The 26,435-nt window shown below is 41.0% G+C and carries 27 protein-coding genes and 2 other annotated features; of the genes, 19 read left to right on the forward strand and 8 right to left on the reverse strand.

What is annotated here, in order from left to right; translation table 11 throughout:
- Nucleotides 1-2: 2 nt before the first annotated feature.
- A complete protein-coding gene (locus ACJ9PY_RS07380) occupies nt 3-359 on the reverse strand; it encodes a TSUP family transporter (RefSeq protein WP_411739728.1) in 357 nt (118 codons plus the stop codon).
- A complete protein-coding gene (locus tag ACJ9PY_RS07385) occupies nt 257-583 on the reverse strand; it encodes a TSUP family transporter (protein ID WP_411740249.1) in 327 nt (108 codons plus the stop codon). Before ACJ9PY_RS07385 ends, ACJ9PY_RS07380 begins: the two co-directional genes overlap by 103 nt.
- Before the next feature lie 257 nt (nt 584-840).
- Between ACJ9PY_RS07385 and ACJ9PY_RS07390 the strand changes: the two genes are divergently transcribed.
- The 4 genes from ACJ9PY_RS07390 to ACJ9PY_RS07405 all read left to right on the forward strand — a co-directional run bounded on the left by ACJ9PY_RS07390 (nt 841) and on the right by ACJ9PY_RS07405 (nt 4,481).
- Complete coding sequence (locus tag ACJ9PY_RS07390) at nt 841-1,725, forward strand: LysR family transcriptional regulator (RefSeq protein WP_034314080.1); 885 nt, start codon at nt 841-843, stop codon at nt 1,723-1,725.
- A 124-nt stretch (nt 1,726-1,849) separates the two neighbouring features.
- Nucleotides 1,850-2,560: a 2,3,4,5-tetrahydropyridine-2,6-dicarboxylate N-acetyltransferase gene (gene dapD, locus ACJ9PY_RS07395; protein WP_034314078.1), complete on the forward strand. Its 711-nt coding sequence runs from the start codon at nt 1,850-1,852 to the stop codon at nt 2,558-2,560.
- A 75-nt stretch (nt 2,561-2,635) separates the two neighbouring features.
- Complete coding sequence (locus ACJ9PY_RS07400; RefSeq protein WP_187050814.1) at nt 2,636-3,760, forward strand: N-acetyldiaminopimelate deacetylase; 1,125 nt, start codon at nt 2,636-2,638, stop codon at nt 3,758-3,760.
- A gap of 61 nt (nt 3,761-3,821) precedes the next feature.
- Nucleotides 3,822-4,481 (forward strand): potassium channel family protein, encoded by a 660-nt coding sequence (locus ACJ9PY_RS07405; protein ID WP_057279020.1) that lies wholly within the window; start codon nt 3,822-3,824, stop codon nt 4,479-4,481.
- Between the two features lie 470 nt (nt 4,482-4,951).
- On the opposite strand, the gene rnjA is transcribed toward ACJ9PY_RS07405, so the two are convergent.
- Nucleotides 4,952-6,622 (reverse strand): ribonuclease J1, encoded by a 1,671-nt coding sequence (gene rnjA / locus ACJ9PY_RS07410; protein WP_034314071.1) that lies wholly within the window; start codon nt 6,620-6,622, stop codon nt 4,952-4,954.
- A gap of 3 nt (nt 6,623-6,625) precedes the next feature.
- Entirely contained in the window at nt 6,626-6,835 is a 210-nt protein-coding gene (locus tag ACJ9PY_RS07415) for a DNA-dependent RNA polymerase subunit epsilon (protein ID WP_034314070.1), read from the reverse strand.
- Nucleotides 6,836-7,715: 880 nt separating this feature from the next.
- Here ACJ9PY_RS07415 and ACJ9PY_RS07420 point away from each other — a divergent pair.
- Complete coding sequence (locus ACJ9PY_RS07420) at nt 7,716-8,483, forward strand: Cof-type HAD-IIB family hydrolase (protein WP_411739729.1); 768 nt, start codon at nt 7,716-7,718, stop codon at nt 8,481-8,483.
- A gap of 47 nt (nt 8,484-8,530) precedes the next feature.
- Here ACJ9PY_RS07420 and def read toward each other — a convergent pair whose 3' ends face one another.
- The gene (gene def / locus ACJ9PY_RS07425; RefSeq protein ID WP_053534293.1) at nt 8,531-9,085 is read right to left on the reverse strand and encodes a peptide deformylase; all 555 of its coding nucleotides are present in this window, start codon (nt 9,083-9,085) and stop codon (nt 8,531-8,533) included.
- 238 nt (nt 9,086-9,323) lie between these two features.
- A complete protein-coding gene (locus ACJ9PY_RS07430; RefSeq protein WP_063576945.1) occupies nt 9,324-9,479 on the reverse strand; it encodes a YjcZ family sporulation protein in 156 nt (51 codons plus the stop codon).
- Between the two features lie 210 nt (nt 9,480-9,689).
- Between ACJ9PY_RS07430 and ACJ9PY_RS07435 the strand changes: the two genes are divergently transcribed.
- The 7 genes from ACJ9PY_RS07435 to ACJ9PY_RS07465 all read left to right on the forward strand — a co-directional run bounded on the left by ACJ9PY_RS07435 (nt 9,690) and on the right by ACJ9PY_RS07465 (nt 17,392).
- Nucleotides 9,690-10,352, forward strand: coding sequence for a YkyA family protein (locus ACJ9PY_RS07435; protein WP_411739730.1), 663 nt, complete (start codon nt 9,690-9,692; stop codon nt 10,350-10,352).
- A 646-nt stretch (nt 10,353-10,998) separates the two neighbouring features.
- Nucleotides 10,999-12,114 (forward strand): pyruvate dehydrogenase (acetyl-transferring) E1 component subunit alpha, encoded by a 1,116-nt coding sequence (gene pdhA, locus ACJ9PY_RS07440; protein WP_034314064.1) that lies wholly within the window; start codon nt 10,999-11,001, stop codon nt 12,112-12,114.
- A gap of 3 nt (nt 12,115-12,117) precedes the next feature.
- On the forward strand, nt 12,118-13,095 hold the full coding sequence (locus tag ACJ9PY_RS07445; RefSeq protein ID WP_034314063.1) for an alpha-ketoacid dehydrogenase subunit beta: 978 nt from the start codon (nt 12,118-12,120) through the stop codon (nt 13,093-13,095).
- Between the two features lie 120 nt (nt 13,096-13,215).
- A complete protein-coding gene (locus ACJ9PY_RS07450) occupies nt 13,216-14,574 on the forward strand; it encodes a dihydrolipoamide acetyltransferase family protein (RefSeq protein ID WP_034314061.1) in 1,359 nt (452 codons plus the stop codon).
- A gap of 3 nt (nt 14,575-14,577) precedes the next feature.
- Nucleotides 14,578-15,990 carry a dihydrolipoyl dehydrogenase gene (gene lpdA / locus ACJ9PY_RS07455; protein WP_057279024.1) on the forward strand — a complete coding sequence of 471 codons (1,413 nt, stop codon included), beginning with the start codon at nt 14,578-14,580 and terminating at the stop codon, nt 15,988-15,990.
- A 272-nt stretch (nt 15,991-16,262) separates the two neighbouring features.
- Nucleotides 16,263-16,520, forward strand: a complete 258-nt coding sequence (locus ACJ9PY_RS07460; RefSeq protein ID WP_306804763.1) for a hypothetical protein — start codon at nt 16,263-16,265, stop codon at nt 16,518-16,520.
- Between the two features lie 44 nt (nt 16,521-16,564).
- Entirely contained in the window at nt 16,565-17,392 is an 828-nt protein-coding gene (locus ACJ9PY_RS07465; RefSeq protein WP_145504963.1) for a polysaccharide deacetylase family protein, read from the forward strand.
- A gap of 26 nt (nt 17,393-17,418) precedes the next feature.
- Here ACJ9PY_RS07465 and ACJ9PY_RS07470 read toward each other — a convergent pair whose 3' ends face one another.
- Nucleotides 17,419-17,853 carry a DUF1885 family protein gene (locus ACJ9PY_RS07470; protein WP_187050710.1) on the reverse strand — a complete coding sequence of 145 codons (435 nt, stop codon included), beginning with the start codon at nt 17,851-17,853 and terminating at the stop codon, nt 17,419-17,421.
- A 586-nt stretch (nt 17,854-18,439) separates the two neighbouring features.
- Here ACJ9PY_RS07470 and ACJ9PY_RS07475 point away from each other — a divergent pair.
- The gene (locus ACJ9PY_RS07475) at nt 18,440-18,565 is read left to right on the forward strand and encodes a GapA-binding peptide SR1P (RefSeq protein ID WP_081108747.1); all 126 of its coding nucleotides are present in this window, start codon (nt 18,440-18,442) and stop codon (nt 18,563-18,565) included.
- Nucleotides 18,566-18,707: 142 nt separating this feature from the next.
- Here the strand turns inward: ACJ9PY_RS07475 and ACJ9PY_RS07480 are convergent, their stop codons facing one another.
- Nucleotides 18,708-20,165 carry an aminotransferase class I/II-fold pyridoxal phosphate-dependent enzyme gene (locus ACJ9PY_RS07480; RefSeq protein ID WP_096338298.1) on the reverse strand — a complete coding sequence of 486 codons (1,458 nt, stop codon included), beginning with the start codon at nt 20,163-20,165 and terminating at the stop codon, nt 18,708-18,710.
- 411 nt (nt 20,166-20,576) lie between these two features.
- Here ACJ9PY_RS07480 and ACJ9PY_RS07485 point away from each other — a divergent pair, with 411 nt between their 5' ends.
- The 6 genes from ACJ9PY_RS07485 (at nt 20,577) to trpC (ending at nt 26,425) form a co-directional block, all read left to right on the forward strand.
- On the forward strand, nt 20,577-21,536 hold the full coding sequence (locus ACJ9PY_RS07485; RefSeq protein WP_063576938.1) for an NAD(P)H-dependent flavin oxidoreductase: 960 nt from the start codon (nt 20,577-20,579) through the stop codon (nt 21,534-21,536).
- Nucleotides 21,537-21,593: 57 nt separating this feature from the next.
- The gene (locus ACJ9PY_RS07490; protein ID WP_048687073.1) at nt 21,594-21,869 is read left to right on the forward strand and encodes a UPF0223 family protein; all 276 of its coding nucleotides are present in this window, start codon (nt 21,594-21,596) and stop codon (nt 21,867-21,869) included.
- 69 nt (nt 21,870-21,938) lie between these two features.
- Nucleotides 21,939-22,169: a binding site (T-box leader), on the forward strand.
- 35 nt (nt 22,170-22,204) lie between these two features.
- Nucleotides 22,205-22,440: a binding site (T-box leader), on the forward strand.
- Nucleotides 22,441-22,602: 162 nt separating this feature from the next.
- Nucleotides 22,603-23,997, forward strand: a complete 1,395-nt coding sequence (trpE, locus tag ACJ9PY_RS07495; protein WP_187050711.1) for an anthranilate synthase component I — start codon at nt 22,603-22,605, stop codon at nt 23,995-23,997.
- Nucleotides 23,994-24,599: an anthranilate synthase component II gene (locus ACJ9PY_RS07500; RefSeq protein ID WP_063576936.1), complete on the forward strand. Its 606-nt coding sequence runs from the start codon at nt 23,994-23,996 to the stop codon at nt 24,597-24,599. Before trpE ends, ACJ9PY_RS07500 begins: the two co-directional genes overlap by 4 nt.
- 27 nt (nt 24,600-24,626) lie before the next feature.
- Nucleotides 24,627-25,649, forward strand: a complete 1,023-nt coding sequence (trpD, locus tag ACJ9PY_RS07505) for an anthranilate phosphoribosyltransferase (protein ID WP_048687068.1) — start codon at nt 24,627-24,629, stop codon at nt 25,647-25,649.
- Nucleotides 25,649-26,425: an indole-3-glycerol phosphate synthase TrpC gene (trpC, locus tag ACJ9PY_RS07510; RefSeq protein ID WP_034314029.1), complete on the forward strand. Its 777-nt coding sequence runs from the start codon at nt 25,649-25,651 to the stop codon at nt 26,423-26,425. Before trpD ends, trpC begins: the two co-directional genes overlap by 1 nt.
- Nucleotides 26,426-26,435: the final 10 nt, after the last annotated feature.

The raw sequence follows: 26,435 nt of genomic DNA on the forward strand, positions 1-26,435 counted from the left end.
TTTTAAGGAAATGCAACTCTGATGACCAATTGAATCGATAATGCGATCGTGACCGAATGTAAAATGAATCTCAACTGTCCAGTGGAGATTTTTTGAGCCACACGCAAGGCCAGCCGTAATCCGATCAGGGAACCGAACGTGTAATAAATGGCAATCCAATTTACCGGCCATGAATAGGTAATGAATGCAGCTCTACAGCTAATGAAAGTTTGGAATCTAGTAAAGGCCAGGGATTGAAGGTAGGTGGCGCCATTTCTTAAAAAGGTATACATGAGCATGGTCGCCTGTCCCGGTCCGAACATTCCGTCATAGACACTGATTCCGAATAGGATGGATAAACTTTTTTTGGGAGATGCCAATCCGATTCATCGGAAGGTTGCGGTTTTTTGATGAAATTCATGATCAAAGCGACAGTCAAAAGGCAGATGGCTAACAAATTCATTGCCTTCCCGGAGAATGAATTAGCAAGCAGACCGCCGTATAAGCCACCAAAAAGGGCAAATGGGATTAACTGGAGGGCATCCTTCAATTTTAGCTGCTTTTTCTTGAGTAAAATATAAAAGCTAGAAAAAGAAGAAAACATTGGGGAATTTGACTGATCCAATAACCTGGTGAATGGGTGGGCCTATCAAAAGAAGGGACGGCATGCCGTTGAGACCGCCGCTCCGGGCCAATGTCCCGACAAAGGATGCTGCAAAACTGATGGCAAGCAATAAATGATCGTCAAAGGATATTCACTCCGTTCCTTTTCTCTTGTATTATAAGCGGACTTTGTTGATAATAAAATTTAAATAAATTAAATCATCATGATAAGATTTAATTATCAAGAGGTTGGTGTGTATGTCATTTTCAGAATTTCATTTATTATCAGTGCTTGCTCAGGAAATGAATATGAGAAAAGCAGCTGAGCGGTTGTTCGTTTCCCAGCCGGCTTTATCCCAGCGTTTACAATCAATAGAAAAGGATTGGGGCTCGAAACTGTTTCTGCGTTCACAAAAAGGGCTGTCACTGACGCCTGCAGGTGAAGCGGTAATTCGTTTGGCCAATGAGGTTATAGAAAAAGAAGAGAAGGTCAGGGAAAGTATTCAAGCCATGGACCATGAAGTATATGGCACTTTGAAAATAGCCTGTGCCTCGATTGTCGGTCAAAATTGGCTGCCGCAAGTATTGAAAAAGTTCGTCCGAAAATATCCGTATGCAAAAATTTCCTTGATCACTGGCTGGAGCAGTGAGATTTTAAAGTCTTTGTATGAAGGGCAAGTGCATATTGGCATCATAAGGGGAGCACCGGATTGGAAAGGCGTAAAACAGCATTTATTCACGGATATGCTGTATTTGGTGGATACTGAAATGAAGGAACTGAATCAAGTGTTCGAAACGGACCGTCCATTCATTCAGTTTAAGAGCGATTCGAATTATTATCAGGAAATTCAAGATTGGTGGCATCGGCAATTTCAAACGACACCAAAAAACACCATAGTCGTTGATCAAATCGAAACATGCAAACAAATGGTGTTTAATGGTATTGGATATGCGATCCTGCCAGCCATCACTTTACATGATAAAGATACGAATGTATTTAAAATCCCTCTACTGGATGGGCATAACCACTCAATCGAACGTGATACATGGCTTTGCGGCTATGAATCTGCCTTCCAGTTAAAGCAAGTCCAGGCATTCACGGAAGTGGTTAAAGAGCATATTCGCGACCAAGGAATGTTATAGGTCCGCCGACGAAAATGTCAATAGGGCAGAATAATATATATGAGTGACATTCAACTTGTCTTGCCGGCAGTTGTCTGGTAAATTTAAAACGAGTAATGATACATATTTAGGAGGTTTACCCGGAATGAATAAAATGGATGCAAACGAAATTATTTCTTTTATCTCGAATAGTAAAAAATCCACACCTGTAAAGGTATATGTCAAAGGCGATTTAGAAGGCCTGGATTTTGGTCCAGCTTCTAAAACTTTCATAACAGGAAATACAGGGGTTGTATTCGGTGAGTGGTCTGAAATCGAAGAAGCGATCAAGGCAGCAGGAACAAAAATCGAGGATTATGTAGTTGAAAATGATCGTCGTAACTCTGCCATTCCTTTATTGGATCTAAAAGGCATCAAAGCCCGTATCGAGCCAGGCGCAATAATCCGTGACCAAGTTTCCATTGGAGATAACGCAGTCATCATGATGGGTGCATCAATCAATATTGGATCTGTCATCGGTGAAGGTACAATGATCGACATGAACGCAATACTGGGCGGACGTGCAACAGTGGGCAAAAACTGTCACGTAGGTGCTGGTGCCGTTTTAGCAGGTGTCATCGAGCCGCCTTCCGCACAGCCGGTCATTTTGGAAGATGATGTATTGATCGGAGCCAATGCGGTCGTACTGGAAGGTGTCAAAATCGGAGAAGGTTCCGTTGTCGCTGCTGGTGCCGTCGTAACGAAAGACGTTCCTCCATACTCCGTGGCTGCTGGTATCCCGGCGAGGGTCATTAAACAAATTGACGAAAAAACAAAATCAAAAACAGAAATCATGCAAGAACTTCGTCAACTTTAATTTCTTTAGTGAATATTGCCTGAAGCGTGGATAACTATATCCACGCTTTCTGTATAGGGAGGGAATAATGTGAAAATAAACCCTTTTGCCAAGATCCGGCGTGATCTGCATCAAATACCGGAGATAGGGTTCAAAGAATTTAAGACGCAGCAATACCTACTGAATTACATAACGAATCTGGCCCAGGAGCGAATGGAAATAGAAACATGGCGAACTGGGATATTCGTGAAAGTGAAGGGAATGAACCCGCGAAAAACCATAGGCTACAGGGCTGATATAGACGGTTTGCCGATAAAAGAGGAAACCGGATTGCCGTTTGCATCCAACCACGAGGAATATATGCATGCCTGCGGTCATGATTTTCATATGAGCATAGGTTTGGGATTATTGACATATTTCACGGAAAATCCGATCGATGATGACTTGCTATTCATCTTCCAGCCTGCAGAAGAGGGTCCTGGCGGAGCTGAACCAATGCTTAAATCGGAAACGATGAAAAAATGGAAGCCTGATATGATCCTTGCTTTACATATTGCTCCGGAGTATCCAGTTGGGACGATTGCCGTTAAAGAAGGGCTTCTATTTGCCAATACATCTGAATTATTCATCGATTTGAGGGGGAAGGGAGGGCATGCAGCCTACCCGCACGAAACAAATGATATGGTCATTGCGGCCTGCTCGCTTGTAGGGCAGCTTCAAACAATCGTATCCAGGAATGTCAATCCGCTAGATTCAGCTGTCATTACAGTTGGGAAGATCACTGGAGGCACCGTTCAAAACATTATTGCGGAGACAGCGCGGTTAGAGGGCACAATACGCACTCTTAACCCCGAATCGATGGTAAAGGTCAAGTCTAGGATAAAAGCGCTTGTGGATGGTATACAAGTAGGATATGAGTGCTTGGCTGAAATCGACTATGGCGCGATGTATCATCAGGTATATAATGAAGAGCGGTTGACCCGGGAATTCATGGATTTCACAGAGAAGTCAACTGCTGTTCATTTGCATGAATGTACTGAAGCAATGACTGGCGAAGATTTTGGTTATATGTTAAAGGAGATTCCAGGATTCATGTTCTGGCTGGGGGTTTCATCGGAATACGGATTGCATCACGCCAAGTTAAGCCCGGACGAAAAAGCCATTGAACTCGCGATCGATCACTTAACGGATTATATAACGTTTAAAGGAAGCAAAGCATAAAAATGATTTTCAGTGCAGAACATGCTCTAAAGAAAGAACGAATGACGTTGGAGGGCTTATTGTGAAAAAAGAATTTGCGGTGATTGGACTTGGCCGTTTTGGCGGCAGCATAGTCAAGACATTAGCTGAAGAAGGATTAGGGGTTCTGGCTATCGATGCCGACGAAGATCGAGTGAATGAATTTGCCAGAATAGCTTCACATGCCGTAGTAGGGGATACGACAGATGAAAATGTACTAAGGAATATAGGGATTAGAAATTTTGATCACGTCATTGTAGCGATTGGCGAGAATATTCAAGCCAGTATATTGACGACTCTCATGCTTAAGGAATTGGGTGTCGGAAATGTTACGGTTAAAGCGCAAAATGATTATCACGAGAAGGTTCTTCGTAAAATCGGGGCCGACTATGTCGTGCACCCCGAACGGGATATGGGGAGAAGGATTGCCCATAATATCGTCTCCAATAATATTCTCGATTATTTGGAGCTTTCTGATGAACACTCCATCGTCGAAATTGTTGCAAGCCAAAAGATGAATGGAAACTCGATAATTGACCTTGATATCCGTGCCCACTATGGACTGAATATAGTCGCAATCAAAAGAGGGAACGAAATTAATGTTTCCCCACAGGCGAGCGATTTAATACATAAAGGTGATATATTAATCGTCATCGGCGCGGATTCGGACATCAATCGCTTTGAAAAAAAAATTGTGGAATAAGTAAGCGTCCTGCTAAAATCGAGCAGCGCTTTTATCAAAGGAAAACCAAAAAGGTTTCGGAATGGCCTCATTCCGAAACCTTTTTGGTTTTTAATTGGATCTTAAGGAGTTATAGGGAATAGCTTCATCGACAATTTTTCAATTCCCTTTTTATTTTTGCGTACATGATAAACTCGTATTTCCGGCACTTCGACAGTGTGGAATCAACAAAATAGGCTTCTTATCAGTTTACTTTCGGAAGCTTTCCATTTTTAAAACAAGAAAGACTGTTGACAAAAGGAGTTCTATCTAACTTTTAAAAGAAAATTGATTGGAGCGGGTATTCGAGATCCTGCGGGAGACGTGTAAGGGAGCCCCACAGGCTTCTAAGGCGCCGGGGAAAGTGAGTGCCTGGAGTGGAATTCAAGGTGGGGGGATTTACAAACCTAAACAAAAAAAGCCCAGCCAAATGATGGCTGGGCTTCTATTATTTATTGCACTTCCATGATGATCGGCAGGATCATCGGACGGCGTTTCGTTTTTTCATATAGGAATGGAGATAGAGTGTCTGTAATTTCATTTTTGATTTCAGACCATTGAGTAGTTTTGCGATCCATCACCTTATTTAAATGCTTTGTGATCAAGGATTGAGCATCGCTGATAAGGTCTCCTGATTCTCTCATATAAACAAATCCGCGTGAGATGATGTCAGGACCGGATGCAATTTTGAATTCCTTCATATTGATGCTGACCACAACAACGACAAGGCCTTCCTCGGAAAGAATCCGACGATCACGGAGAACGATATTACCGATATCCCCAATGCCGCTTCCATCGATATAAACCGAACCTGAAGGGATTTTACCAGCGATTTGAGCTGTGTTCTCACTTAAGGAAAGAACTTCGCCATTATCCATGATAAAACAATTTTCTTCGGGAACGCCGCAATCGACTGCATGGCGGGCATGCAGTTTTTGCATACGGTATTCACCGTGGATTGGCATGAAGAATTTTGGTTTTATCAAACGGAGCATAAGCTTTTGTTCCTGCTGTCCGCCATGTCCTGAAGTATGAATGTCATTAAGAGGACCTGAAATGACGTCTGCTCCTGCACGATATAATTGATTGATCGTTCTGGAAACACTGATTGTGTTACCTGGGATGGGTGAAGATGAAAATACTACCGTATCACCAGGGATGATTTGAATTTGACGGTGAGTGCCGTTCGCTATGCGCGACAGTGCTGCCATTGGTTCACCTTGGCTGCCTGTACAAAGGATGGTTACTTTATTCGCAGGCATACGATTCAATTGCTGTACATCAATAAATGTATCTTTAGGCGCTACGATATAACCAAGATCTTGTCCGATTGATATGGCTGAATCCATGCTTCGGCCAAAAACGGCTATTTTACGGCCGTTGGCCACGGCTGCTTCCACAACTTGCTGAAGGCGATGGATGTTCGATGCAAACGTTGCAAAAATAATCCGGCCGTCAACCTTGCGGAAAATATCTTGAATGGTATCACCGACACGGCTTTCGGACATAGTAAAGTTCTGCACTTCACTATTTGTGCTATCTGAGAGTAAGCACAATACACCTTCTTTACCGATTTCAGCCATCTTGGTCAGGTTTGCAGGCTCACCCACTGGGGTGAAGTCGAATTTAAAATCACCAGTATGGACAATTTGTCCAGGTGGGGTTTTTACGACGATTCCATATGAGTCAGGGATACTGTGAGTTGTACGGAAGAAAGAGACGGACGTTTTCCGGAACTTGATCACTTCATCTTCACTGATTTCAATCATGGTTGTCTGACGTAAAAGGCCGTGTTCTTCCAATTTATTACGAAGCAGTCCAAGTGCAAGCTTCCCGCCGTATACAGGGACATTCACTTTTCTAAGTAAATAAGGAATCCCGCCAATGTGATCTTCATGACCATGGGTAATGAAGACACCTTTGATTTTATCTACATTTTTCTCTAAATAGCTGTAATCTGGAATCACATAGTCAATACCGAGGAGTTCATCTTCAGGAAATTTAATTCCAGCATCAATGATGATGATTTCATCTTGAAACTGAACAGCATATGTGTTCTTACCGATTTCGCCTAAACCGCCCAGGGCGAATACAGCTGTTTGATCGTTTTTTACGAATTTCATAAATTATAGCTCCAATACTTTGTAATCTTCATTTTGTTTTTCATATTCTAAATATGCTCCGGTTACGGGTAGTACGATTTCTACGTTATAAGGTTCTTTTTTTAATTTTAAACGAACGTCACGAACGGATTCACCTTCGACAAACATTGTTTTAGTATTCTCCCTGATGGGAACCTCTGATATGGTTACTTGATAGTATACCTTAAAAACCATTTTAATCTCTCCTCACTAGTTTGCATTGCTTTTTTCATTATATATAAAAACAACAATTTTTTCATGTTTTTCAACATCATGTAAAAATAAACCCAGCTCCGCCATAAAAACGGAAGGGGTTTGATGAATTAAATATACCAATGTCTAAAAGTATATAAAAAAATAGATGGCCGAATCTGGTATCAATCCAATTGTAGCTTCCTCTATCTTATATCCTATCCGTTTTTGCCATGTGTAAAACTTAAATCATGGGATCTTTTTTTAAACGATTTCTTTCTAAATTAATACAGTACCACTGTGTGCAGCGTTTCATGAAAACACAGCGACTCATATTTTGATTGAAATATGTATTCACCAGACCATATAAAAGCCAAGATAGAAAGAATGCCTAACAAGAACTTTACAACAAGGAAGAAGCCCTCCGCAAGTTTTTGAAGGGCTGTCCGAAAAAAATTCGCATATGGATGACGGCCAAGGCAGGAATGAGTGGCAAATCATGCGATAGATTTTTTTCTTAAAAGATCATTCCACTGTTTAACAAGCTTTTTACGAAGCTTTTTTAACATGGCGATCACGCTCCCTTAATTATTATTGTATAGGATTATTCAATAATGTAAATACGTCTTTACAGGTACATGGCCCATTTTTGAAAAAAAAGGCTCTTTCAAACAAGCAACTGGTTTGAGAGGCAGAAGGATGGGAGAAGTGTAATCTGGAAAGCCTGAGTTGGTTTCAATTAAGAATAGTATATGCCCATTCCTGAATAAAAAACGTAACTTTGAGTTGGGTCCGGTAGAGTTACTTGACTTATCTTGATGACAATTATTAAATGGTTACATATTAAAAAGGAAAAAATGAATGAATTGGAAGTGAATCGCAAGTGAAAATCGTATTTTTTGATATTGACGGAACATTGCTTGATCATGAAAAAAAGTTACCTGCTTCAACAAAAGAAGCCATTAAGCAACTGCAGGATAGCGGGGTTTTTGTAGCGATTGCCACAGGAAGGGCTCCGTTCATGTTCGAGTCTTTAAGGGAAGAGCTTGGCATCGATACATTCGTAAGTTTCAATGGACAATACGTTGTTTTTGAAGGGAAAGTCGTTTATAAAAACCCTTTGAGCAAATCTGAGATAAAACGCCTTCACGAACATGCTGAAAAAAATGAAATACCGATCGTGTTCATGAATGAGGAGACAATGAAATCGAGTGTTCCGCATCATAGCAGAATTGAAGAAGCATTGAGCAGCCTTAAGTTTCCCCACCCTGAACATGTGGCGGATTTTTATGAGGACCATGATATATACCAAGCCTTATTATTCTGTTCGGAAGCTGAAGAAGGGAACTTTGTTGGGAAATATGATGATTTTCACTTCATTAGATGGCATGAGTATTCGACGGATGTACTTCCATTCGGGGGTTCAAAGGCTGAAGGCATTAAAATATTAATGGAAAAAGTCGGGTTTGCTCTTGAGGATGTTTACGCCTTTGGAGATGGCTTAAACGATATAGAGATGTTAAAAGTAGCGGGATATGGCGTGGCTATGGGGAATGCCGGTCAGCTTGTGAAGCAAGAGGCCGACTTTGTAACGAAGGATGTCGATGATGATGGCATACTTTTTGGTTTGAAGGAACTTGAACTGATATAAAAAATAAAACCCCCGTCAACCAACAGACGGGGGTTTTGCCTATTACGTTACCTTTCCACCGCAATTGAATTTTCCGGAATGGCATAGGGGTCTTCCGGATTGATATGATCATAAAACATGATACCATTAAGGTGGTCGATTTCATGTTGAAAGCAAATGGCTGCGATGCCTTTCAGGCGGAGTTGAACCGATTTCCCTTCCAGGTCCGTACCCGCAACCGTTATTCGGGCATAACGTGGCACATAGCCGGAAACGGGACGATTTACGGAAAGACAGCCTTCTCCGGATGTCAAGTATGCTTTTTCGACTGAATGGCTAACGAGTTTAGGGTTGAAAAGTGCATAGCTATAAAGTTGATCATCCTTTTCTTTTAAATGAACCGCAATCATCCTTTTTGAAACATTAACCTGTGGTGCAGCCAAGCCAATTCCTGCCCTTAACCCGTATAGAGCAGCAATATCAGGTTTCTGGCTGTTTTGGACATATTCCATCAAGCTGGCTAAAAGTTGCTTATCTTCATTTGATGCCGGAAGCGGAACCTCTACCGCGACTTGCCTTAAGATTGGATCGTCTTCATTAACAAAATCATCCATGGTAAGCATAATCTTTCACCCCATAAAAATTCTTATAATATGTATAGGGTTATTTTAACAAAAAAGAGGCTGAAAGTTAATGAATGGTTTAATGAAAGAAAAATGGAGGGGATGGAATCAAGTCGATGATTTCCTATCCCTGCCATTATTTTATTTGCATGTTGGTCTATTTAAAAAATATTATCATTTTTTGCGAATCAGGGTAAATCGTTAACATTTTCGGGTAAAGGTAATAGTAATTACCTGGTTAGCATAAGCACGCGCCGACGATGATTAACAGAATGAACAGGACAATGATCAGGGCAAAGCCGCTTCCAAAGCCGCAGCCTCCACCATCGCCATATCCATAGCTGGGTGCAGCGGAAACCGGATAACAACATTCTTGGTTGAAACCTCCATACATAATTTCATACCTCCGTTTTTGTATTTATTAAAATGCTGACCATTCAAATTTGAAACGGTCCCTACAGCCTATGCAGTATGGTTTAAAGGGTGTAGGCTAGCGCCCAGTAATGAAAAAAACCTGCTCGGAATATGATTGTAACAAATGTCTGCGGCTTAAGAATGAATTGAGGAACATGAATCTTCAAAGAACTATCAGAAGGAGTTGTCTATGTTGAAACGTTTTGGTCCATTTGTTATCTTACTTCTTTCTTTAGTGACCTTGACTGGTTGTTTTAATGGTTCACCGGAAGAAAGAATCCACAAAATCCTGGAGAAAACTGCAGAAAAGGAAAGTGATTTCACCGCGACTCAAGAGCCGCTTAATGATTTGGAGAAAAAAGAAAAAGAAAAATATGAGAAAATCATTAAACTTGGATTGGATGATTATGAACAGATCGTCGAGCTTTCAGATGAAGCAACCAAGAATATCGACGAAAGGGAAAAAATAATTGAAAAGGAACAAAGCAGTATGCAATCCTCAAAAGAACAATTCAATCAAATAGATGAACAAATCGGGAAAATAGAGGATGAAAAGATAAAAGAAGAAGCGACTGAAATGAAAAAGATCATGAGTGAGCGCTATAGCACCTATGATGATTTATATGAAGCCTATCAACAAAGTCTCGCTTATGATCGTGAATTATATGAGCTTTTCAAAAAAGAGGATTTGAAAATGGATGAATTACAAGTGCAAATCGAGAAAATAAATACCTCTTATACAAAAGTTTTGAAAGCGAATGAGGAATTTAATGCATTAACGGAAAAATCAAATCAAAAAAAAGAAAGTTTTTATGATAGTTCCGGCATAGAAATCGCGGATTCAACAAATTAATATAAATAATGATGGGCTGTGATCCTCACTCACAGCCCCTATTTTTTTCAATCCAGTTCTTTTTGGAATAAAAAAAAATTTTAGAATGGTCTTTTTTTTGTGCAACCAGCCTGATTTAAATTTTCATACCTGTACTAAAAAAAAACGATAATTAAAAATCTAACAGCAGACTTAGATGAAAGCGTTTGAATATTTTTTCGGTATATTATTTTACAGGCTCAAATGCCTTTAGTTAAAGCGGTTTTGGAATCGATGGGATATGCTGGGGAATTGAAATGTTATCCTTGGCCATCCTTAAATTGATAAATAAGGGAAATTTAATAGTACAGTTGTAAATTGAAAACTAATACAGAGAAGAAGTATGAGTATTGGAAATTCTATTAAATCAAAATTATTAGGAACTCCAAGTGATTGACTTGATGTTAATTCATCTTGTAAACTTAATCTATAAAAATTCTTGTATCATTTTCCTTGATTTTTTTTATGGTACAGAATAAGATTGAGACATATTAAGCATATCCACGTTTGAGGATTGGTCTTAAGGGAAAAATAAAAGAATGTATTGTTGCAGAAACTAAAAAGCAAACTATTTTTGCTTTATAGAATAATAATAGCAAACCTTTTTAATGAAAGGATGAGGTGCCAAATGGCTCAAAAAACTAAACAAGCTAAAATTAATGTTCAGGATCAGCTTAAGAAAGTAGAAGAACAATTTGAAACTTTTCAAATTTTAAATGAAGAGGGAGAAGTCGTGAATGAAGCGGCTATGCCTGATTTAAGTGATGAACAATTGCAAGAATTAATGCGCCGTATGGTTTATACACGCATCTTGGATCAACGTTCCATATCACTGAACCGTCAAGGCAGATTAGGTTTCTATGCACCGACTGCCGGTCAAGAAGCTTCTCAAATCGCTTCCCAGTATGCTTTGGAAAAAGAAGATTTCATTTTGCCTGGTTATCGTGATGTTCCGCAAATCGTTTGGCATGGCCTGCCGCTTTGGCAAGCATTCTTATTCTCCCGGGGTCATTTTAAGGGAAATCAAATTCCTGAAGACGTCAATGTAATTTCTCCTCAAATCATTATCGGCGCTCAATATATCCAAGCTGCCGGAGTTGCTCTTGGGTTGAAGAAACGCGGGAAAAAAGCTGTTGCCATTACATATACGGGTGACGGTGGAACCTCACAAGGTGACTTCTATGAGGGAATTAACTTTGCAGGTGCCTTTAAAGCGCCAGCTATCTTCATCGTGCAAAATAACCGTTTCGCAATCTCTACACCAGTTGATTTGCAGTCAGCATCGAAAACATTGGCCCAAAAGGGTGTGGCTGCAGGTATTCCTGGAATCCAGGTTGATGGTATGGATGCGTTGGCCGTTTATACAGCCGTTAAAGAAGCTCGTGAACGTGCAATCAATGGTGAAGGCCCTACATTGATTGAAACATTAACTTACCGTTATGGACCACATACGATGGCTGGGGATGACCCGACACGTTACCGTACTTCCGAAATGGATAACGAGTGGGAACTGAAAGATCCATTGGTTCGTTTCCGCAAGTTCTTGGAAAGCAAAAAACTTTGGAATGAAGAATTAGAAAACGAAACGATAGAGAAAGCCAAAGACGATATTAAAGAAGCAATCAAATTGGCTGATGCAGAACCTAAACAAAAGGTTACAGACCTAATTGAAATCATGTATGAAGAAATGCCTTATAACTTAAAAGAACAATATGAAATTTATAAAGAGAAGGAGTCGAAGTAAGCCATGGCTCAATTGACGATGATTCAAGCAATTACAGAAGCATTACGTACAGAACTTAAAAATGACGAGAATGTACTCGTTTTTGGGGAAGATGTAGGTCTTAATGGAGGAGTTTTCCGTGCAACGGAAAATCTTCAAAAAGAATTCGGTGAAGATCGTGTATTCGATACACCTCTTGCTGAATCTGGAATCGGTGGATTAGCGGTCGGTCTTTCTTTACAAGGTTTCCGTCCTGTTCCTGAAATTCAATTCTTTGGGTTTGTATATGAAGTAATGGATTCCGTAAGCGGTCAGCTTGCTCGTATGCGCTACCGTTCAGGCGGACGTTACAGTGCACCGGTTACAATTCGCTCACCTTTTGGGGGCGGAGTCCATACTCCGGAAATGCATGCTGATAGCTTAGAAGGTTTAATGGCCCAGCAACCAGGGTTAAAGGTAGTTATCCCTTCCACCCCTTACGATGCAAAAGGCTTATTGATTTCAGCGATTCGTGATAATGACCCTGTCATTTTCCTTGAGCACATGAAATTGTACCGTTCTTTCCGTCAGGAAGTTCCTGAAGAAGAATACACAATTCCATTAGGAAAAGCGGATGTGAAAAGAGAAGGAACGGATTTATCCATTATTACTTATGGTGCGATGGTGCAGGAATCCATCAAGGCAGCTGAAGAATTGGCTAAGGATGGCCATTCCGTCGAAGTGGTCGACTTACGGACTGTATCACCATTGGATATCGATACAATCATTGCTTCTGTAGAAAAAACAGGACGCGCTATCGTTGTTCAAGAAGCACAAAAGCAAGCTGGTATAGCAGCGAATGTCGTAGCGGAAATTAACGAACGTGCCATTTTGAGCTTGGATGCTCCAGTACTGCGCGTGGCGGCAGCTGATACGGTATTCCCGTTTTCACAAGCTGAAACAGTATGGCTCCCTAATTATAAAGACATTATTGAAACGGCGACTAAAGTCTTGAAGTTTTAACAATCTTAAGTAATGGAATGAATGTCCTGCTCGGGAAAGTGATTTTGCATTAACGGTAATGCAAGATAAAGGACTTTATTCAAAGCACTAAGTATGATTTAATATAGGAGGTTGAACTCAGTGGCATTCCAATTTAGACTCCCTGATATCGGAGAAGGTATACACGAAGGTGAAATAGTGAAATGGTTTGTAAAGCCAGGAGATAAGATACAAGAAGATGACGTGCTTTGCGAGGTTCAAAACGATAAGGCCGTTGTTGAAATCCCATCACCGGTGGAAGGTACCGTTGAAGAAATCCTTGTTCAAGAAGGAACGGTTGCCGTTGTTGGCGATGTACTTGTAACATTCGATGCTCCAGGTTATGAAAATCTTCAGTTTAAAGGGGATCATGGAGAAGAAGCGAAGGCAGAAGGCGAGAAGAATACGGAGGCCCAGGTTCAAGCAACTGCTGAAGCTGGACAGGAAGTCAAGAAAGAGGCTGCTCCGGTTCAAGAAAATAGCGGAGTAACGGGCGCGGGAGCACAACCACAGGTTGAGGCAGATCCTTCACGCCGTATTATCGCCATGCCTTCTGTCAGGAAATATGCACGCGAACAAGGGGTAAATATTCGTGAGATCACTGGTTCTGGGGATAACGGCCGCATCATGAAGGAAGACATTGATGCTTTCAAAAACGGCAAAACCGCTCCACAGCAACCAGCAGCTCAAAGTGAAGCTTCACAACAAAATGATACGGAAACAACCGAAAAACAAAAAGTTTCAATTCCAGAAGGGCAATATCCTGAAACTCGTGAGAAAATGAGCGGTATGAGAAAAGCGATCGCAAAAGCAATGGTTAAGTCCAAGCAGACAGCTCCGCATGTTACATTAATGGATGAAGTCGATGTGACGCTATTGGTTGCTCACCGTAAGAAATTCAAGGAAATTGCTGCACAAAAAGGAATCAAGCTTACATTCCTACCTTATGTTGTTAAAGCGTTAACAAGTGCATTGCGTGAATTCCCTATGCTTAACACATCATTTGATGATGAAGCTAGTGAGATTATCCATAAACACTATTACAATATCGGAATTGCGGCAGACACAGACAAAGGACTGCTCGTTCCAGTTGTAAAAGATGCAGATCGTAAATCAACTTTCGCTATTTCACAAGAAATTAACGAATTAGCGACGAAAGCCCGTGACGGCAAATTGGCTCCTAACGAAATGAAAGGTGCTTCTTGCTCCATTACGAATATCGGTTCCGCAGGCGGTCAATGGTTCACACCTGTTATCAATCATCCAGAAGTTGCCATTCTAGGGATTGGACGCATTGCCGAAAAAGCAATTGTACGCGACGGGGAAATTATCGCCGCTCCAGTTCTGGCATTATCACTGAGCTTTGATCACCGCATGATTGATGGAGCAACAGCTCAACATGCATTGAATCATATCAAAAAGTTATTGAACGACCCAGAATTATTGTTAATGGAGGCGTAAACAATGGTAGTAGGAGATTTTCCAATCGAAACAGATACTTTAGTAATCGGTTCAGGCCCAGGGGGATATGTTGCCGCAATTCGCGCAGCACAGCTTGGACAGAAAGTAACGGTCGTTGAAAAAGGAACAATCGGCGGAGTTTGTTTGAATGTAGGCTGTATTCCATCGAAAGCTTTAATTTCGGCTGGACACCGTTTCCATGAAGCTCAGCATTCAGAAGATATGGGTATCTTTGCAGAAAAAGTTACTGTTGATTTTTCTAAAGTACAAGCTTGGAAAGGTACTGTTGTAAAAAAATTAACTGGCGGTGTAAGCAGCCTGTTAAAAGGCAATAATGTTGATGTTGTAACTGGCGAAGCTTATTTCGTTGATGAAAACAGCATCCGTGTTATGAATGAAGACTCTGCCCAAACATATACTTTTAAAAACGCAATCATCGCTACTGGTTCATCGCCAATCGAGATTCCGTCATTTAAATATACGAAACGCGTACTTAATTCAACTGGCGCTCTTGCTTTGGAAGAAGTTCCAAGTTCGATCGTGGTAATCGGCGGAGGTTACATCGGAACTGAGCTTGGCGGAGCATTCGCTAGCTTTGGCACTAAAGTGACGATCCTTGAAGGTACCGAAGAAATCCTTTCTGCAGGCTTTGAAAAACAAATGGCAGCACTTGTTAAGCGTAACCTTAAAAACAAAGGTGCTGAAATTGTTACTAAAGCAAATGCTAAAGGCGTGGAAGAAACTGATACAGGTGTAACCGTTACTTATGAAGTAAAAGGCGAAGAGAAAAAAGTTGAAGCCGATTACGTTTTAGTAACAGTTGGACGTCGTCCAAACACTGCTGAAATCGGCCTGGAACAAGTCGGAATCAAAATGACTGACCGCGGTTTGATCGAAACGGATAAACAATGCCGTACTAGCGTGAAAAACATCTACGCAATCGGTGATATCGTTTCTGGACCTCAGTTAGCTCATAAAGCTTCTTATGAAGGTAAAATTGCAGCTGAAGCCATTGCTGGACATTCATCTGAAATCGACTATCTTGCTATTCCGGCTGTTGTATTCTCTGAACCGGAACTTGCTTCTGTCGGTTATAATGAAAAAGAAGCGAAGGAAGCTGGAATCGAAGCGCTTGCTTCTAAATTCCCATTCGCTGCAAATGGACGTGCTCTTTCATTAAATAATACGGACGGATTTGTGAAGCTTATCACTCGCAAAGAAGACGGATTGGTTATTGGAGCACAAATTGCAGGACCAAACGCTTCTGATATGATTGCAGAACTAGGTTTGGCTATCGAAGCAGGAATGACTGCCGAAGATATTGCGATGACAATCCATGCACATCCAACTTTAGGGGAAATCACAATGGAAGCAGCTGAAGTTGCCCTTGGAACTCCTATCCACATCATTAAGTAATTGAGATTTATAAAAGCGTACTGCTAAATGCAGTACGCTTTTTTTATTGGCCGGATTAAAAAAATGAAGGATGACTCCCCATTCATGAATTTCTTCTCACTAGTTAAATGAAATGGACAAAAAGGGCATAAGCTATAAAAAGGACTTCTTACTTTTTTCCTTGAAAGGGTTTGAAAAAGGCCATAAAGGATAAAAAATAAGATGAGCGATTTGTTAAAGAATATTTTTTGCCAATAAAAGGATCATGGCTGATATATTCATATTAAAATGGGGTGGATCACTTGAAAAATTATCTGGTAATCCTCTTTCAACTAATCGTTTGGAGCGGGTATACATTAGTTGAATGGCTGTCTGTTAACGATCGATTCGTTTTCAAAGTATTCATGTTTCTGGTCTTTTCTTATCTAGCCATTTACATTGGTAAAATGATTTTAAAATCCAATAGACGAACCATGCTTGTTACCGTGATAAGTCTATTATGTTACGGGATTTTGCAAATCCTTTTGGAAACGCTGGTACCCGTATATTGAATTTTCACGTAAGCTTCGATGACATATAAAACCACGGAGGTATCATGTTTAACAAAGTAGTGGCATTATTTACATTAGTATCATTTTTATTGATGGCTTGTAATGACCCGAGTTCCGATCAAACTGAAAATGAGAGTGAAAAAAGTGTCGAAACGACGACAACGGTCCAAGATGAAAGTCAGCAAGAGAAAGATTTGGAAACAGAAACGTCACAAACGATTGGCGAAGGGAATGTAAAGGCAGAATATCGGGTGGATAAAGAGAATTGGTCATTTAAACCGATTGGGGATGCAAATCCGAAAGTTGTGTTGTTGACATTTGATGATGCACCTGATAAATATTCCCTGGCAATCGCCCAAACCCTGAAGCGACTAGAAGTACCTGCGATATTTTTCGTGAACGGTCACTTTCTTGAAAATGATGAAAATAAAGCGATGCTGAAAGAAATTCATGAAATGGGTTTTTCCATAGGAAATCATACGTATTCCCATGTAAATTTAAAAGAGTTGAACGAAAAGGAACAAGAGCGGGAAATCGTAAAATTGAACAATTTGGTTGAGGGAATAATAGGGGTACGCCCTAAGTACTTCAGGGCGCCATTTGGTTCGAATACCGAGCATTCAAAAAAAGTCGCTGAGAAAGAAAAAATGTTGGTCATGAATTGGACTTACGGCTATGACTGGGAAAAAGAGTATCAAGATAAAAAAGCTTTAACGGAAATCATGTTGAACAGCCCTTATTTGGGAAATGGGGCGAACTTACTGATGCATGACCGGAAATGGACGAGTGAAGCGATAGAGGATATCGTGAAAGGTTTTCAAAAGAAAGGCTATGAGTTCCTTGATCCAAAATTAATTGAAACGCCTGCATGAGCCAATTTCGGCATTCGCAGGTTTTTTTATTTCCTCGGATAATAATACATCACCCGTTTATTGAAGAGATGCAGCTGTGCCCGTAATTTCTTTGCAAGGAATTTGCACAATTCATTAGCTTTTCCCTTATCACCGAAAGTTGCTGTGTCAGGGAGGGTGAATTGGATATAGGATTGGATCCGATCTGATCCATCTTCATCTTTTACGACTTCTTGGTCAACTCCTATCAATATCATGTGATATCGATCTTCTTTGGCTTGGAGATATAAGGCCTTATCCTTCATTCTTTCCGGTTCTTTCATTTCATAAGGAAATGCTTTCTTATCATAGTCCCAATCCAATTGCTTTCCGGTTTTCGCTGTAATCATTTGATAATAGTTCAGCAATTCTTTCACGTCTTCGATGGTTACAGTTCCTTTCACGGACTCGGGAACGAGTTTGATATAGGCATTTTCAGACATGTAGATCCCCCTTCAATTGATAAGATGTAAGAATATTTTAACATTTTATGGATGTATTATATACCTATCTATATGTAAATGAAAAGGCGAAATTCCTTTTTCACCTTGCCATCCCAAAGCAAGGAGTGTGATGCACTGAGTCCAGGGCCCTTTATAAATAAATTCCCGTGTTTTAAAAAAGGCTGTTTTCGCATACTTTATTGCTATTTACCAAGTAGTGCGGTGTGGTTGATTTCCCCTCCAGATGCTCGCTTTCCTTGGTGCGGGCGGTGAGCCTCCTCGGCGTAAACGCCTGTGGGGTCTCATCTGTCCCGCTGCTCCCGCAGGAGTCTCGCACTTCCGCTCCAATCAACCTTAAATAGTTTCGTTTTAAAAACAACAATCTTTATGAAAAGAGCCTAGAAAAAAGAATCAGTCTAACGAACGATTGGAATCCATTTCTTTCAACATGATCGTTCATTAAGTGAGAAAAAGTATATATGTTATACTTTTTAGCTTGAAATAATAAATGTGTTATATTATAATTCATTTAAAGCGGTTACATTATATCAATGATGCATACAATATAGGGGAAGGGGTTGTAAAAATGGGAACTATCGTATGTCAAACTTGCAATAGCACGATTGAACATTTTGAAGATGAGAAAGTAAGTGTATTATACACACACAATCACAACTGCCAATGCTGTGATACAGCTGCCTCTGAAAAATAAATGGAAAAAAGATTTCAAGATTAATAGAATGTAAGGGTGTTTCAGGGTTGTAACCTGGAGCACCCTTTTTATAGAAGCCAGTGCTTAATAATAAAAGGTTAAAAAAACCAGAGCAGTACTCTGCTCTGGTTTGATGGGATAATCAATTTTTTATGATGCGTAAATGTTTTATTTCTGGGTCCTCAGGGCCTTGAACCGGAAGTCCGGCCTCGATGTTTTTCCGGATGTAATTGATATTATCTTCAGTAATCAATTCTCCTGGAATGAAGATCGGAATACCAGGCGGGTAAACCATGATGAATTCAGCGCTGATTTTGCCGACAGATTCCTCAATGGGAACCACTTCGGTTTCTGCATAAAATGCCTCCCTGGGTGATAAAGCCAGCGGTGGTGTATCAGGAAGCAGGACTTCGATCTTTTCATGTTCAGCCGCCATTTCCTTAAACTCATCCGCTAAGTCTTTAAGGGCAGCGATCAGCAGGTCCGCTTCTGTTTTTGTGTCTCCAGGTGTTATCAGGCAAAGGATATTGTACAAGTCGGAAAGTTCCACTTCGATATTATGCTTTTCACGAAGCCATTTCTCAACGTCGTATCCGGTAATATTCAATTCCTTGATGGATATGATCAATTTTGTCGGATCATAACTAAAGGCTGCCTCGCTCTCGAGAATTTCGCTGCCGACACAGTAAAGATAAGGAATCTCATTAACGGCCTCACGGATATACCCTGCGAGATTGATCGCTTCATCGATCATTTCCCTGCCTACAGTCGCAAGTTGTCTTCTAGCCGTATCCAGGGAAGCCAGAAGGATATAGGAGGTTGAGGTGGTTGTAAGCATGCTCAATATGGCTTGAACACGATTTGCGGAAACCAATCCAGTCTTAACATTCAATATGGAACTTCCCGTTAGTGAACCGCCCAGTTTATGAACACTAGTAGCAGCCATATCCGCTCCAGCCTGCATGGCTGACATCGGCAAGTCTTCATGGAAGTGTATATGGACACCATGTGCTTCATCTACGAGTACTGGGATTTGGTGGGAATGGGCAACTTCCACTATTTTTTGCAAATCAGCCGAAATGCCGAAATACGTGGGATTGATGACAAGCAATCCTTTTGCATCGCTATGTTCCCTTAAAGTTTTTTCAACGGCATCAACGGTGATTCCGTGTGAAATGCCCAAATCCTTATCTATTTCAGGATTGATGAAAATGGGAACAGCTCCGGAAAATACAATGGCAGACATTACGGATTTATGTACATTCCTTGGGACGATGATTTTGTCCCCAGGTCCGCAGACTGTCATGACCATGGTCATGATTGCTCCACTTGTTCCTTGAACGGAAAAGAATGTGTGATCTGCCCCAAAAGCTTCAGCGGCAAGATCCTGAGCTTGTTTGATGATCCCCTTTGGCTGATGGAGATCATCGAGTGGAGCGATATTGATTAAATCTATCGATAATGCATTTTCTCCAATGAAATTACGGAAATCAGCGTCCATTCCTTTTCCTTTTTTATGACCTGGAATATGAAATTGAACGGGATTTCTTTTTGCATGCTGCAATAAGGCAGTGTATAAGGGTGTTTCATTCTGTGACAATTCTTTGTGGCCCCTTTTCAGTAAAATAGGTACGAAATATGGGAGGTTTTACTCCCTTTCTATTAATGATCGTATGTTTCTCCGATTCCATTTGTATGGTTAGTAAGCTTGTGGATAGACATAAAACATATGAATTATAGCACGTCTTATAATAAATGCCTAGAGTGATTTAATGTCCTGACTTAAACAATTTATATATGTCTTTGTCTTTAAAGAGCCCAATAAAATTATCAGCAGTTTATAAATATCCATTTTTCTAGTATTAACTTGATTTACTCAAGAATTCTTCTTTTTTTATATTGTATGTGTGAGTTAAAAATTGAACGGGTAAACAATATTTGCCATAATGAAGCTAATGATTTGGATTCAGCTAAATAAACAATCCAGCAAATGAAAAGGGAGATGAGGAGTTTGAAGTGGGAAACGCGTGTGACCGATTTGTTAGGTATTCAATACCCAATTATACAGGGGGGATTGGCCCATTTAGCATATGCCGACCTGGCTGCGGCAGTGTCGAATGCAGGCGGGCTAGGGCAGGTGACGGCCATGTCCTTGGACACTCCGGAGCAGCTGATAGAAGAAATAAGAAAAACAAAATCATTGACGGATAAACCGTTTGGTGTGAACTTTGCGATCGGCCAGCATGGGAGGCCTTATGAACACATGCTTGAAGCAGCCTTGAAAGAGGGAATTGCAGCTGTTTCCGTAACCGGTGGCAACCCTGGCCCTTTTCTTGATTACGTTAAAGGCACTCAAGTGAAAAAACTGGTGCTTGTTGCTGCAAGAAGGCAGGCAATGAAGGCTGAACAGCTTGGTGCAGATGCAGTGATGGTAGTTGGTCAGGAGGGCGGAGGACATTTAGGGCGTGATGATATTGGAACCTCCGTGTTAATTCCTCAAGTTGTGGACTCCGTTAAAATTCCAGTCATCGCGTCTGGAGGTTTTGGCGATGGACGAGGTTTGATGGCAGCGTTGGCGCTTGGTGCCGAAGGAATCGAGATGGGAACACGTTTCATAGCTGTCAAGGAGTGTGTTCATGCACATGAATTATATAAAAATGCCTTGGTTTCCGGCACGGAAAATGATACCGTTATCATCAAGCGGTCCATTGGTGCACCAGCCAGGGTAATTGCAAACAGCTGGACCGATAAGATTCTTGATATTGAAAAAGAAAACGGCGGATATGAACAATTGAAGGAATACATAAGTGGAAAAGCGAATCAGCGTTATATTCATGACGGTGTCGAAGGTGAAGGCTTTGCCTGGGCTGGACAAGTGATGGGGCTGATTCATGATGTACCATCGACTGCTGAACTATTCAGTCGGATTATCGACCAGGCGGAAGCAATTCGTTCAAAATGGGCAGACTGATGATGCATGGTCCGCCGGACAACATGAAAAACTATCTAGAAGGAGCGTGTTTAGGATATGGATTATCAATATCCAATGGATCTTGATTGGTCTACTGACGAAATCGTAGATGTGATTAAATTCTTTGAAGCAGTAGAAAAGGCTTATGAAAATAAGATACAAAAGGAAGAATTCATGAAGGCTTACCGAAGATTCAAGGAAATAGTCCCCGGTAAGGCGGATGAAAAAAAGTATACGGATGAGTTCGAGTCAGTCAGCACCTATTCAGCCTATCTTGTCATTAAGAAGGCAAAAGGAATCGATGACGGGGAATGGATAAAAATGAAACATTAAAAATATAATTTTTCGAAAACTCCATTGACTTACTGAAAAGATTGTTTTAACATAATAATCAAGAAAAAGATAAAGGCAGTGACGAAGAAGAGTACCTTAATGATGTTCTGCAGAGAGCCAGTGGTTGCTGAAAACTGGTGAACGAAATTAAGCGAATGGACTTCCGAGCCCCAAACCGAAACGGATGAACGGAGTAGGCTTTGGCGATTATCTCATCGTTAATGGAGATAGGCATGTTAATGCCGTAAAGTGAGCTAATTTAGCTAATTAAGGTGGTACCACGGGTTCCTCGTCCTTTGGATGAGGGCCCTTTTTGCGTTTTTTTGAAAATGATAATTAAATCTATGAATGAGAGTAGTAATCTTTTTAGATGCGTCACAGAGAGCCGGAATAGGTGGAAACCGGTACGATATAAGAAGATGAATGGACTTATGAGTGGTTTCTTGAAAATAAGTAGGGAAACTCGGCTGCCACCGTTAAAGGGTAATCGCAAGAATTCAATTCTTGCTTGAGAGGGAAAAATGATGCATTTTTCCAACTTGAGGTGGCACCGCGGTATACCGTCCTCTGCAGACACATATTTGTGTTTGCAGGGGATTTTTTTATTGGAATTTCAATATATATACCTTTTAAAGAAAATATCCAGAGGAAATGAAGACCTGGTCATTTGGCCAAAAGGGTTTTCCCTCCGGGGGATTATAAGAGCGCATAAGAATCGGGAGGGAATCAAGAGATGAATAATTTGGATGAAAAAAAAGTACTCCGTTTCAAAATGGATACAATTGAAGGGGATATCCATACACCCATTGCCATATTTCAGAAATTAGATGGTGACCAGAAGTTTTTATTGGAAAGTTCGAATTCGCATCATGACAACGGCCGCTACTCATATCTAGGTTCAAAACCTTATTTGGAGGTGACATCGCTTGCTGACCGAGTAAATGTGAAAGACATTGAAACAGGTGATCAAATCGTTAAGGACATCAATATCATCGAGTTTCTAAAAAAAGAATTATTAGTGGAAATAGAAGAGGTTCCCACACATCTTCCGCCATTTAACGGTGGCGCAATCGGATATATGGGCTATGATATCATTCGTCTTTATGAAAATATTGGTCCGATTCCTCCTGATTCATTGCAAATGCCTGATGCTCACTTTCTTTTTTATAAAGAACTGTATATATTCGATCATGTTCTGCAGAAGATCCATCTTTTGACTGCTGAAGAAGATAGTGAAAAAAGTTTATTGGGAATGAAGGATAAAATAAATCAGGCAAGCAAGCCGTCAAAGGAAATATCGTCGGAATATTTGGAATTCAATTCGAATTTCAGTCAGGATGAATTCGAGAAAATGGTCCTTGAAGCTAAATCGGCGATCATAGCTGGTGAAGTGTTCCAAGTTGTTTTATCACAAAGGTTTAAAGCGGACTTTGATGGGGAGCCTTTCGACGCCTATCGTCGTTTGCGATTAGCCAACCCCTCTCCTTATATGTTTTATATAGAATTTGGTGAATATACAATCATTGGGTCTTCTCCAGAAAGTTTAATCAGTGTTTCATCAGGAATGGTTCATGTTAATCCCATTGCCGGCACAAGGCCGAGAGGGAAAACGGATGAAGAAGATAAGGGCTTCGAAAAAAGCCTGCTGATGGATGAGAAGGAACTTGCCGAGCATAAGATGCTAGTTGATTTAGGTAGAAATGATCTTGGCAGGGTTTGCGAAATCGGTTCAATCCACCTTACCGAGGAAATGGAAATTCAAAGATATCAGCATGTCATGCATATTGCTTCGAAGGTTAGCGGAAAGCTTAGGGAAGGGTACACGAGTTTAGATGCACTGACGGTCTGCCTTCCTGCCGGAACAGTTTCAGGTGCTCCTAAAATCAGGGCAATGGAGCTGATCAATGAACTGGAAAATTGTAAACGGGGGATGTATTCGGGCTCGATAGGCTACATAGGTTTTGGAGGGGATCTTGATATGGCTTTAGCCATTCGGACGATGATCATTAAAGGTGGCAAGGCCTATGTACAGGCAGGGGCTGGAATCGTATATGATTCAGATCCAAAAACGGAATATGAAGAAACACAAAATAAAGCACGCGCTTTAATGGAGGTTCACACTAGATGATTTTATTAATTGATAACTATGACTCGTTCACATACAACCTTTATCAATATTTAGGTGAAGTGGAAAAAGAAATCGTAGTAAAAAGGAATGACGAAATCACCCTTGCGGAAATTGAGGAACTGAATCCAATGGCAATCGTCATTTCCCCGGGACCGGGCAGGCCCGAAGATGCTGGAATCAGTATGGAGATCATCCGCAATTTTTATGAGAAGGTTCCGCTATTAGGCATTTGTTTGGGGCACCAGGCCATTGGGGCGGTTTTTGGAGCGAATGTTGTTGGGGCGAAACAAATCATGCATGGAAAAACATCGGTAATCGAACACGATGGAACAGGTGTTTTTGCCAAACAGGACTTACAATTCCCGGTAATGCGCTACCATTCCCTTGTGGTTGAAAGGGCGAGTTTGCCAGAAGAACTGACTGTGACGGCAGTGGCACTGGATGATGGGGAAATCATGGCCCTTAAACATCAGGAATTCCCTCTCTACGGTTTACAGTTCCACCCTGAATCAATAGGGACGAAAATCGGCAAGGAATTATTACATCAATTTTATGAGATTGCCGGTACCTTTCAATCAGAAAAGGAACAATCCATTCTATAAAACAAAAAACGACTGGGGGAGTTAGCGGTGAAGGAGTATTTAGCGAAGTTAGCAGAGCGTCAAACATTGACGGAAGAAGAGATGAGCAGAGCAGCCCAATCGTTATTTTCTAAAGATATCTCCGAAAGCGAGATGGCAGCATTCATCATTGCCTTAAAAGCCAAAGGGGAAACGGCAGGTGAAATAGCAAGCCTTGTCAGAGTCATGAGAAAGGAAGCAAGAAGTGTACAAACAAGCTCCCTTAATGTAATGGATAATTGCGGAACGGGAGGAGATGGGTCACAAAGCTTCAATATAAGCACAGCATCGGCCTTCGTGCTTGCTGGGGCCGGTGTCAAGGTTGCCAAACATGGAAATCGCAGCATTTCAAGCAAAACGGGAAGTGCGGATGTATTGGAAGCATTAGGCGTTAATTTGTACTTGGAGCCTGACATGTTAAAGGAACTGTTGGAAGAAAATGGGATCACATTCTTATTTGCCCCATCTGTTCACCCTAATATTGCAAGGATAATGAAAGTGAGAAAAGAACTGAAAATCCCGACGATATTTAATCTTATCGGTCCTCTGACAAATCCAGTCCAGCTCGACACGCAATTAATGGGAATCAATCGACGCGATATGCTTGAGCTTTTTGCGGAAGTTCTGCATAAATTGGGCAGAAAACGCGCAGTCGTGATAAACGGTGCCGGGTTCATGGATGAAGCGAGCCTGCAGGGTGAAAACTCACTCGTCCTTTTGGAGCAAGGAGATATTATCCCATTTACGCTGCATCCTGAAGAAGTGGATCTGCCGGTTTACGGAAATGATGCCATCCGTGGTGGTGACGCCAAACAAAATGCCGATATCATGCTTAGGCTTCTCAAAGGGGAAAAAGGTGCATATCGTGATACCGTTTTATTGAATGCCGGATTGGGATTATACGCACATGGTACGGCAGCAACGATCAAAAAAGGAATCTCCATGGCCAAAGAAAGCATTGATAGCGGATCGGCTCTTGCAAAGTTAGAAAATCTGATTGCTTATGGCAATAGAAATAAGGTGGTCATGTAATGGAAAATATCTTAACGAAAATCATCGAACAGAAAAAGGTGGAAGTCGCAAAATTAAAAGAAAGGGCCTTAGATGATTCGGTCATGATCAACATAGTCAGACCATCTTTGGTGGAAAATTTGAAAACGGCTAAATCGATGGCGGTCATCGCGGAAATAAAACGGGCTTCCCCTTCAAAGGGGGACATTAAAATCAATGTAAATCCGATCGAGCAGGCCCTTTCATATGAAAGTGGCGGAGCTGCAGCGATATCCGTATTGACGGATGAGGTTTTCTTTAAAGGATCCATTGCAGATTTGAGAAACGTAAGCGAGGCTATACAAATTCCCAGGTTGTGCAAAGATTTCATCATCGATGAAATCCAAATCGATCGGGCCCATCGAGCAGGTGCGACTATCATTCTATTGATTGTGGCAGCACTTTCTAAAGAACGCCTTCATGAATTATATCAATATGCAAAAAAGAAAGGGCTTGAAGTATTGACGGAAGTCCATGATGAAGCCGAACTGGAACGTGCTCTAGAGCTAAATGCAGAGCTCATAGGGATTAACAATCGGAATTTAAAGACCTTCAAAGTGGATTTGGCTGTAACGGAACGACTGGCGAAGTTGCTTGATCCCAAACGCCATATCATTATCAGTGAAAGTGGGATCAAAACAAAAGAAGATGTGATGCGTGTAAAGGATGCTGGTGCAAAAGCGGTTTTGGTCGGGGAGACACTCATGACTGCATCAAATCTACCGCACAAGATGGCCGAACTGCAAATGAGTATATAAGGAGATTAAT

Origin of the sequence: Peribacillus sp. S4 (assembly GCF_046715815.1) — a bacterium.
In the GTDB taxonomy this organism is placed as follows: domain Bacteria; phylum Bacillota; class Bacilli; order Bacillales; family DSM-1321; genus Peribacillus; species Peribacillus frigoritolerans.

Excerpts from the sequence above, each read along its gene's own strand:
- ACJ9PY_RS07385 (WP_411740249.1), bottom strand. The coding sequence starts at position 583 with ATGTTTTCTTCTTTTTCTAGCTTTTATATTTTACTCAAGAAAAAGCAG.
- trpC (WP_034314029.1), top strand. The coding sequence starts at position 25,649 with ATGGAAAATATCTTAACGAAAATCATCGAACAGAAAAAGGTGGAAGTC.
- ACJ9PY_RS07475 (WP_081108747.1), top strand. The coding sequence starts at position 18,440 with ATGGGAACTATCGTATGTCAAACTTGCAATAGCACGATTGAACATTTT.
- ACJ9PY_RS07415 (WP_034314070.1), bottom strand. The coding sequence starts at position 6,835 with ATGGTTTTTAAGGTATACTATCAAGTAACCATATCAGAGGTTCCCATC.
- ACJ9PY_RS07390 (WP_034314080.1), top strand. The coding sequence starts at position 841 with ATGTCATTTTCAGAATTTCATTTATTATCAGTGCTTGCTCAGGAAATG.
- rnjA (WP_034314071.1), bottom strand. The coding sequence starts at position 6,622 with ATGAAATTCGTAAAAAACGATCAAACAGCTGTATTCGCCCTGGGCGGT.
- ACJ9PY_RS07470 (WP_187050710.1), bottom strand. The coding sequence starts at position 17,853 with ATGTCTGAAAATGCCTATATCAAACTCGTTCCCGAGTCCGTGAAAGGA.
- lpdA (WP_057279024.1), top strand. The coding sequence starts at position 14,578 with ATGGTAGTAGGAGATTTTCCAATCGAAACAGATACTTTAGTAATCGGT.
- dapD (WP_034314078.1), top strand. The coding sequence starts at position 1,850 with ATGAATAAAATGGATGCAAACGAAATTATTTCTTTTATCTCGAATAGT.
- ACJ9PY_RS07430 (WP_063576945.1), bottom strand. The coding sequence starts at position 9,479 with ATGTATGGAGGTTTCAACCAAGAATGTTGTTATCCGGTTTCCGCTGCA.
- ACJ9PY_RS07465 (WP_145504963.1), top strand. The coding sequence starts at position 16,565 with ATGTTTAACAAAGTAGTGGCATTATTTACATTAGTATCATTTTTATTG.
- trpE (WP_187050711.1), top strand. The coding sequence starts at position 22,603 with ATGAATAATTTGGATGAAAAAAAAGTACTCCGTTTCAAAATGGATACA.
- def (WP_053534293.1), bottom strand. The coding sequence starts at position 9,085 with ATGCTTACCATGGATGATTTTGTTAATGAAGACGATCCAATCTTAAGG.
- ACJ9PY_RS07445 (WP_034314063.1), top strand. The coding sequence starts at position 12,118 with ATGGCTCAATTGACGATGATTCAAGCAATTACAGAAGCATTACGTACA.
- ACJ9PY_RS07490 (WP_048687073.1), top strand. The coding sequence starts at position 21,594 with ATGGATTATCAATATCCAATGGATCTTGATTGGTCTACTGACGAAATC.
- ACJ9PY_RS07435 (WP_411739730.1), top strand. The coding sequence starts at position 9,690 with ATGTTGAAACGTTTTGGTCCATTTGTTATCTTACTTCTTTCTTTAGTG.
- pdhA (WP_034314064.1), top strand. The coding sequence starts at position 10,999 with ATGGCTCAAAAAACTAAACAAGCTAAAATTAATGTTCAGGATCAGCTT.
- ACJ9PY_RS07500 (WP_063576936.1), top strand. The coding sequence starts at position 23,994 with ATGATTTTATTAATTGATAACTATGACTCGTTCACATACAACCTTTAT.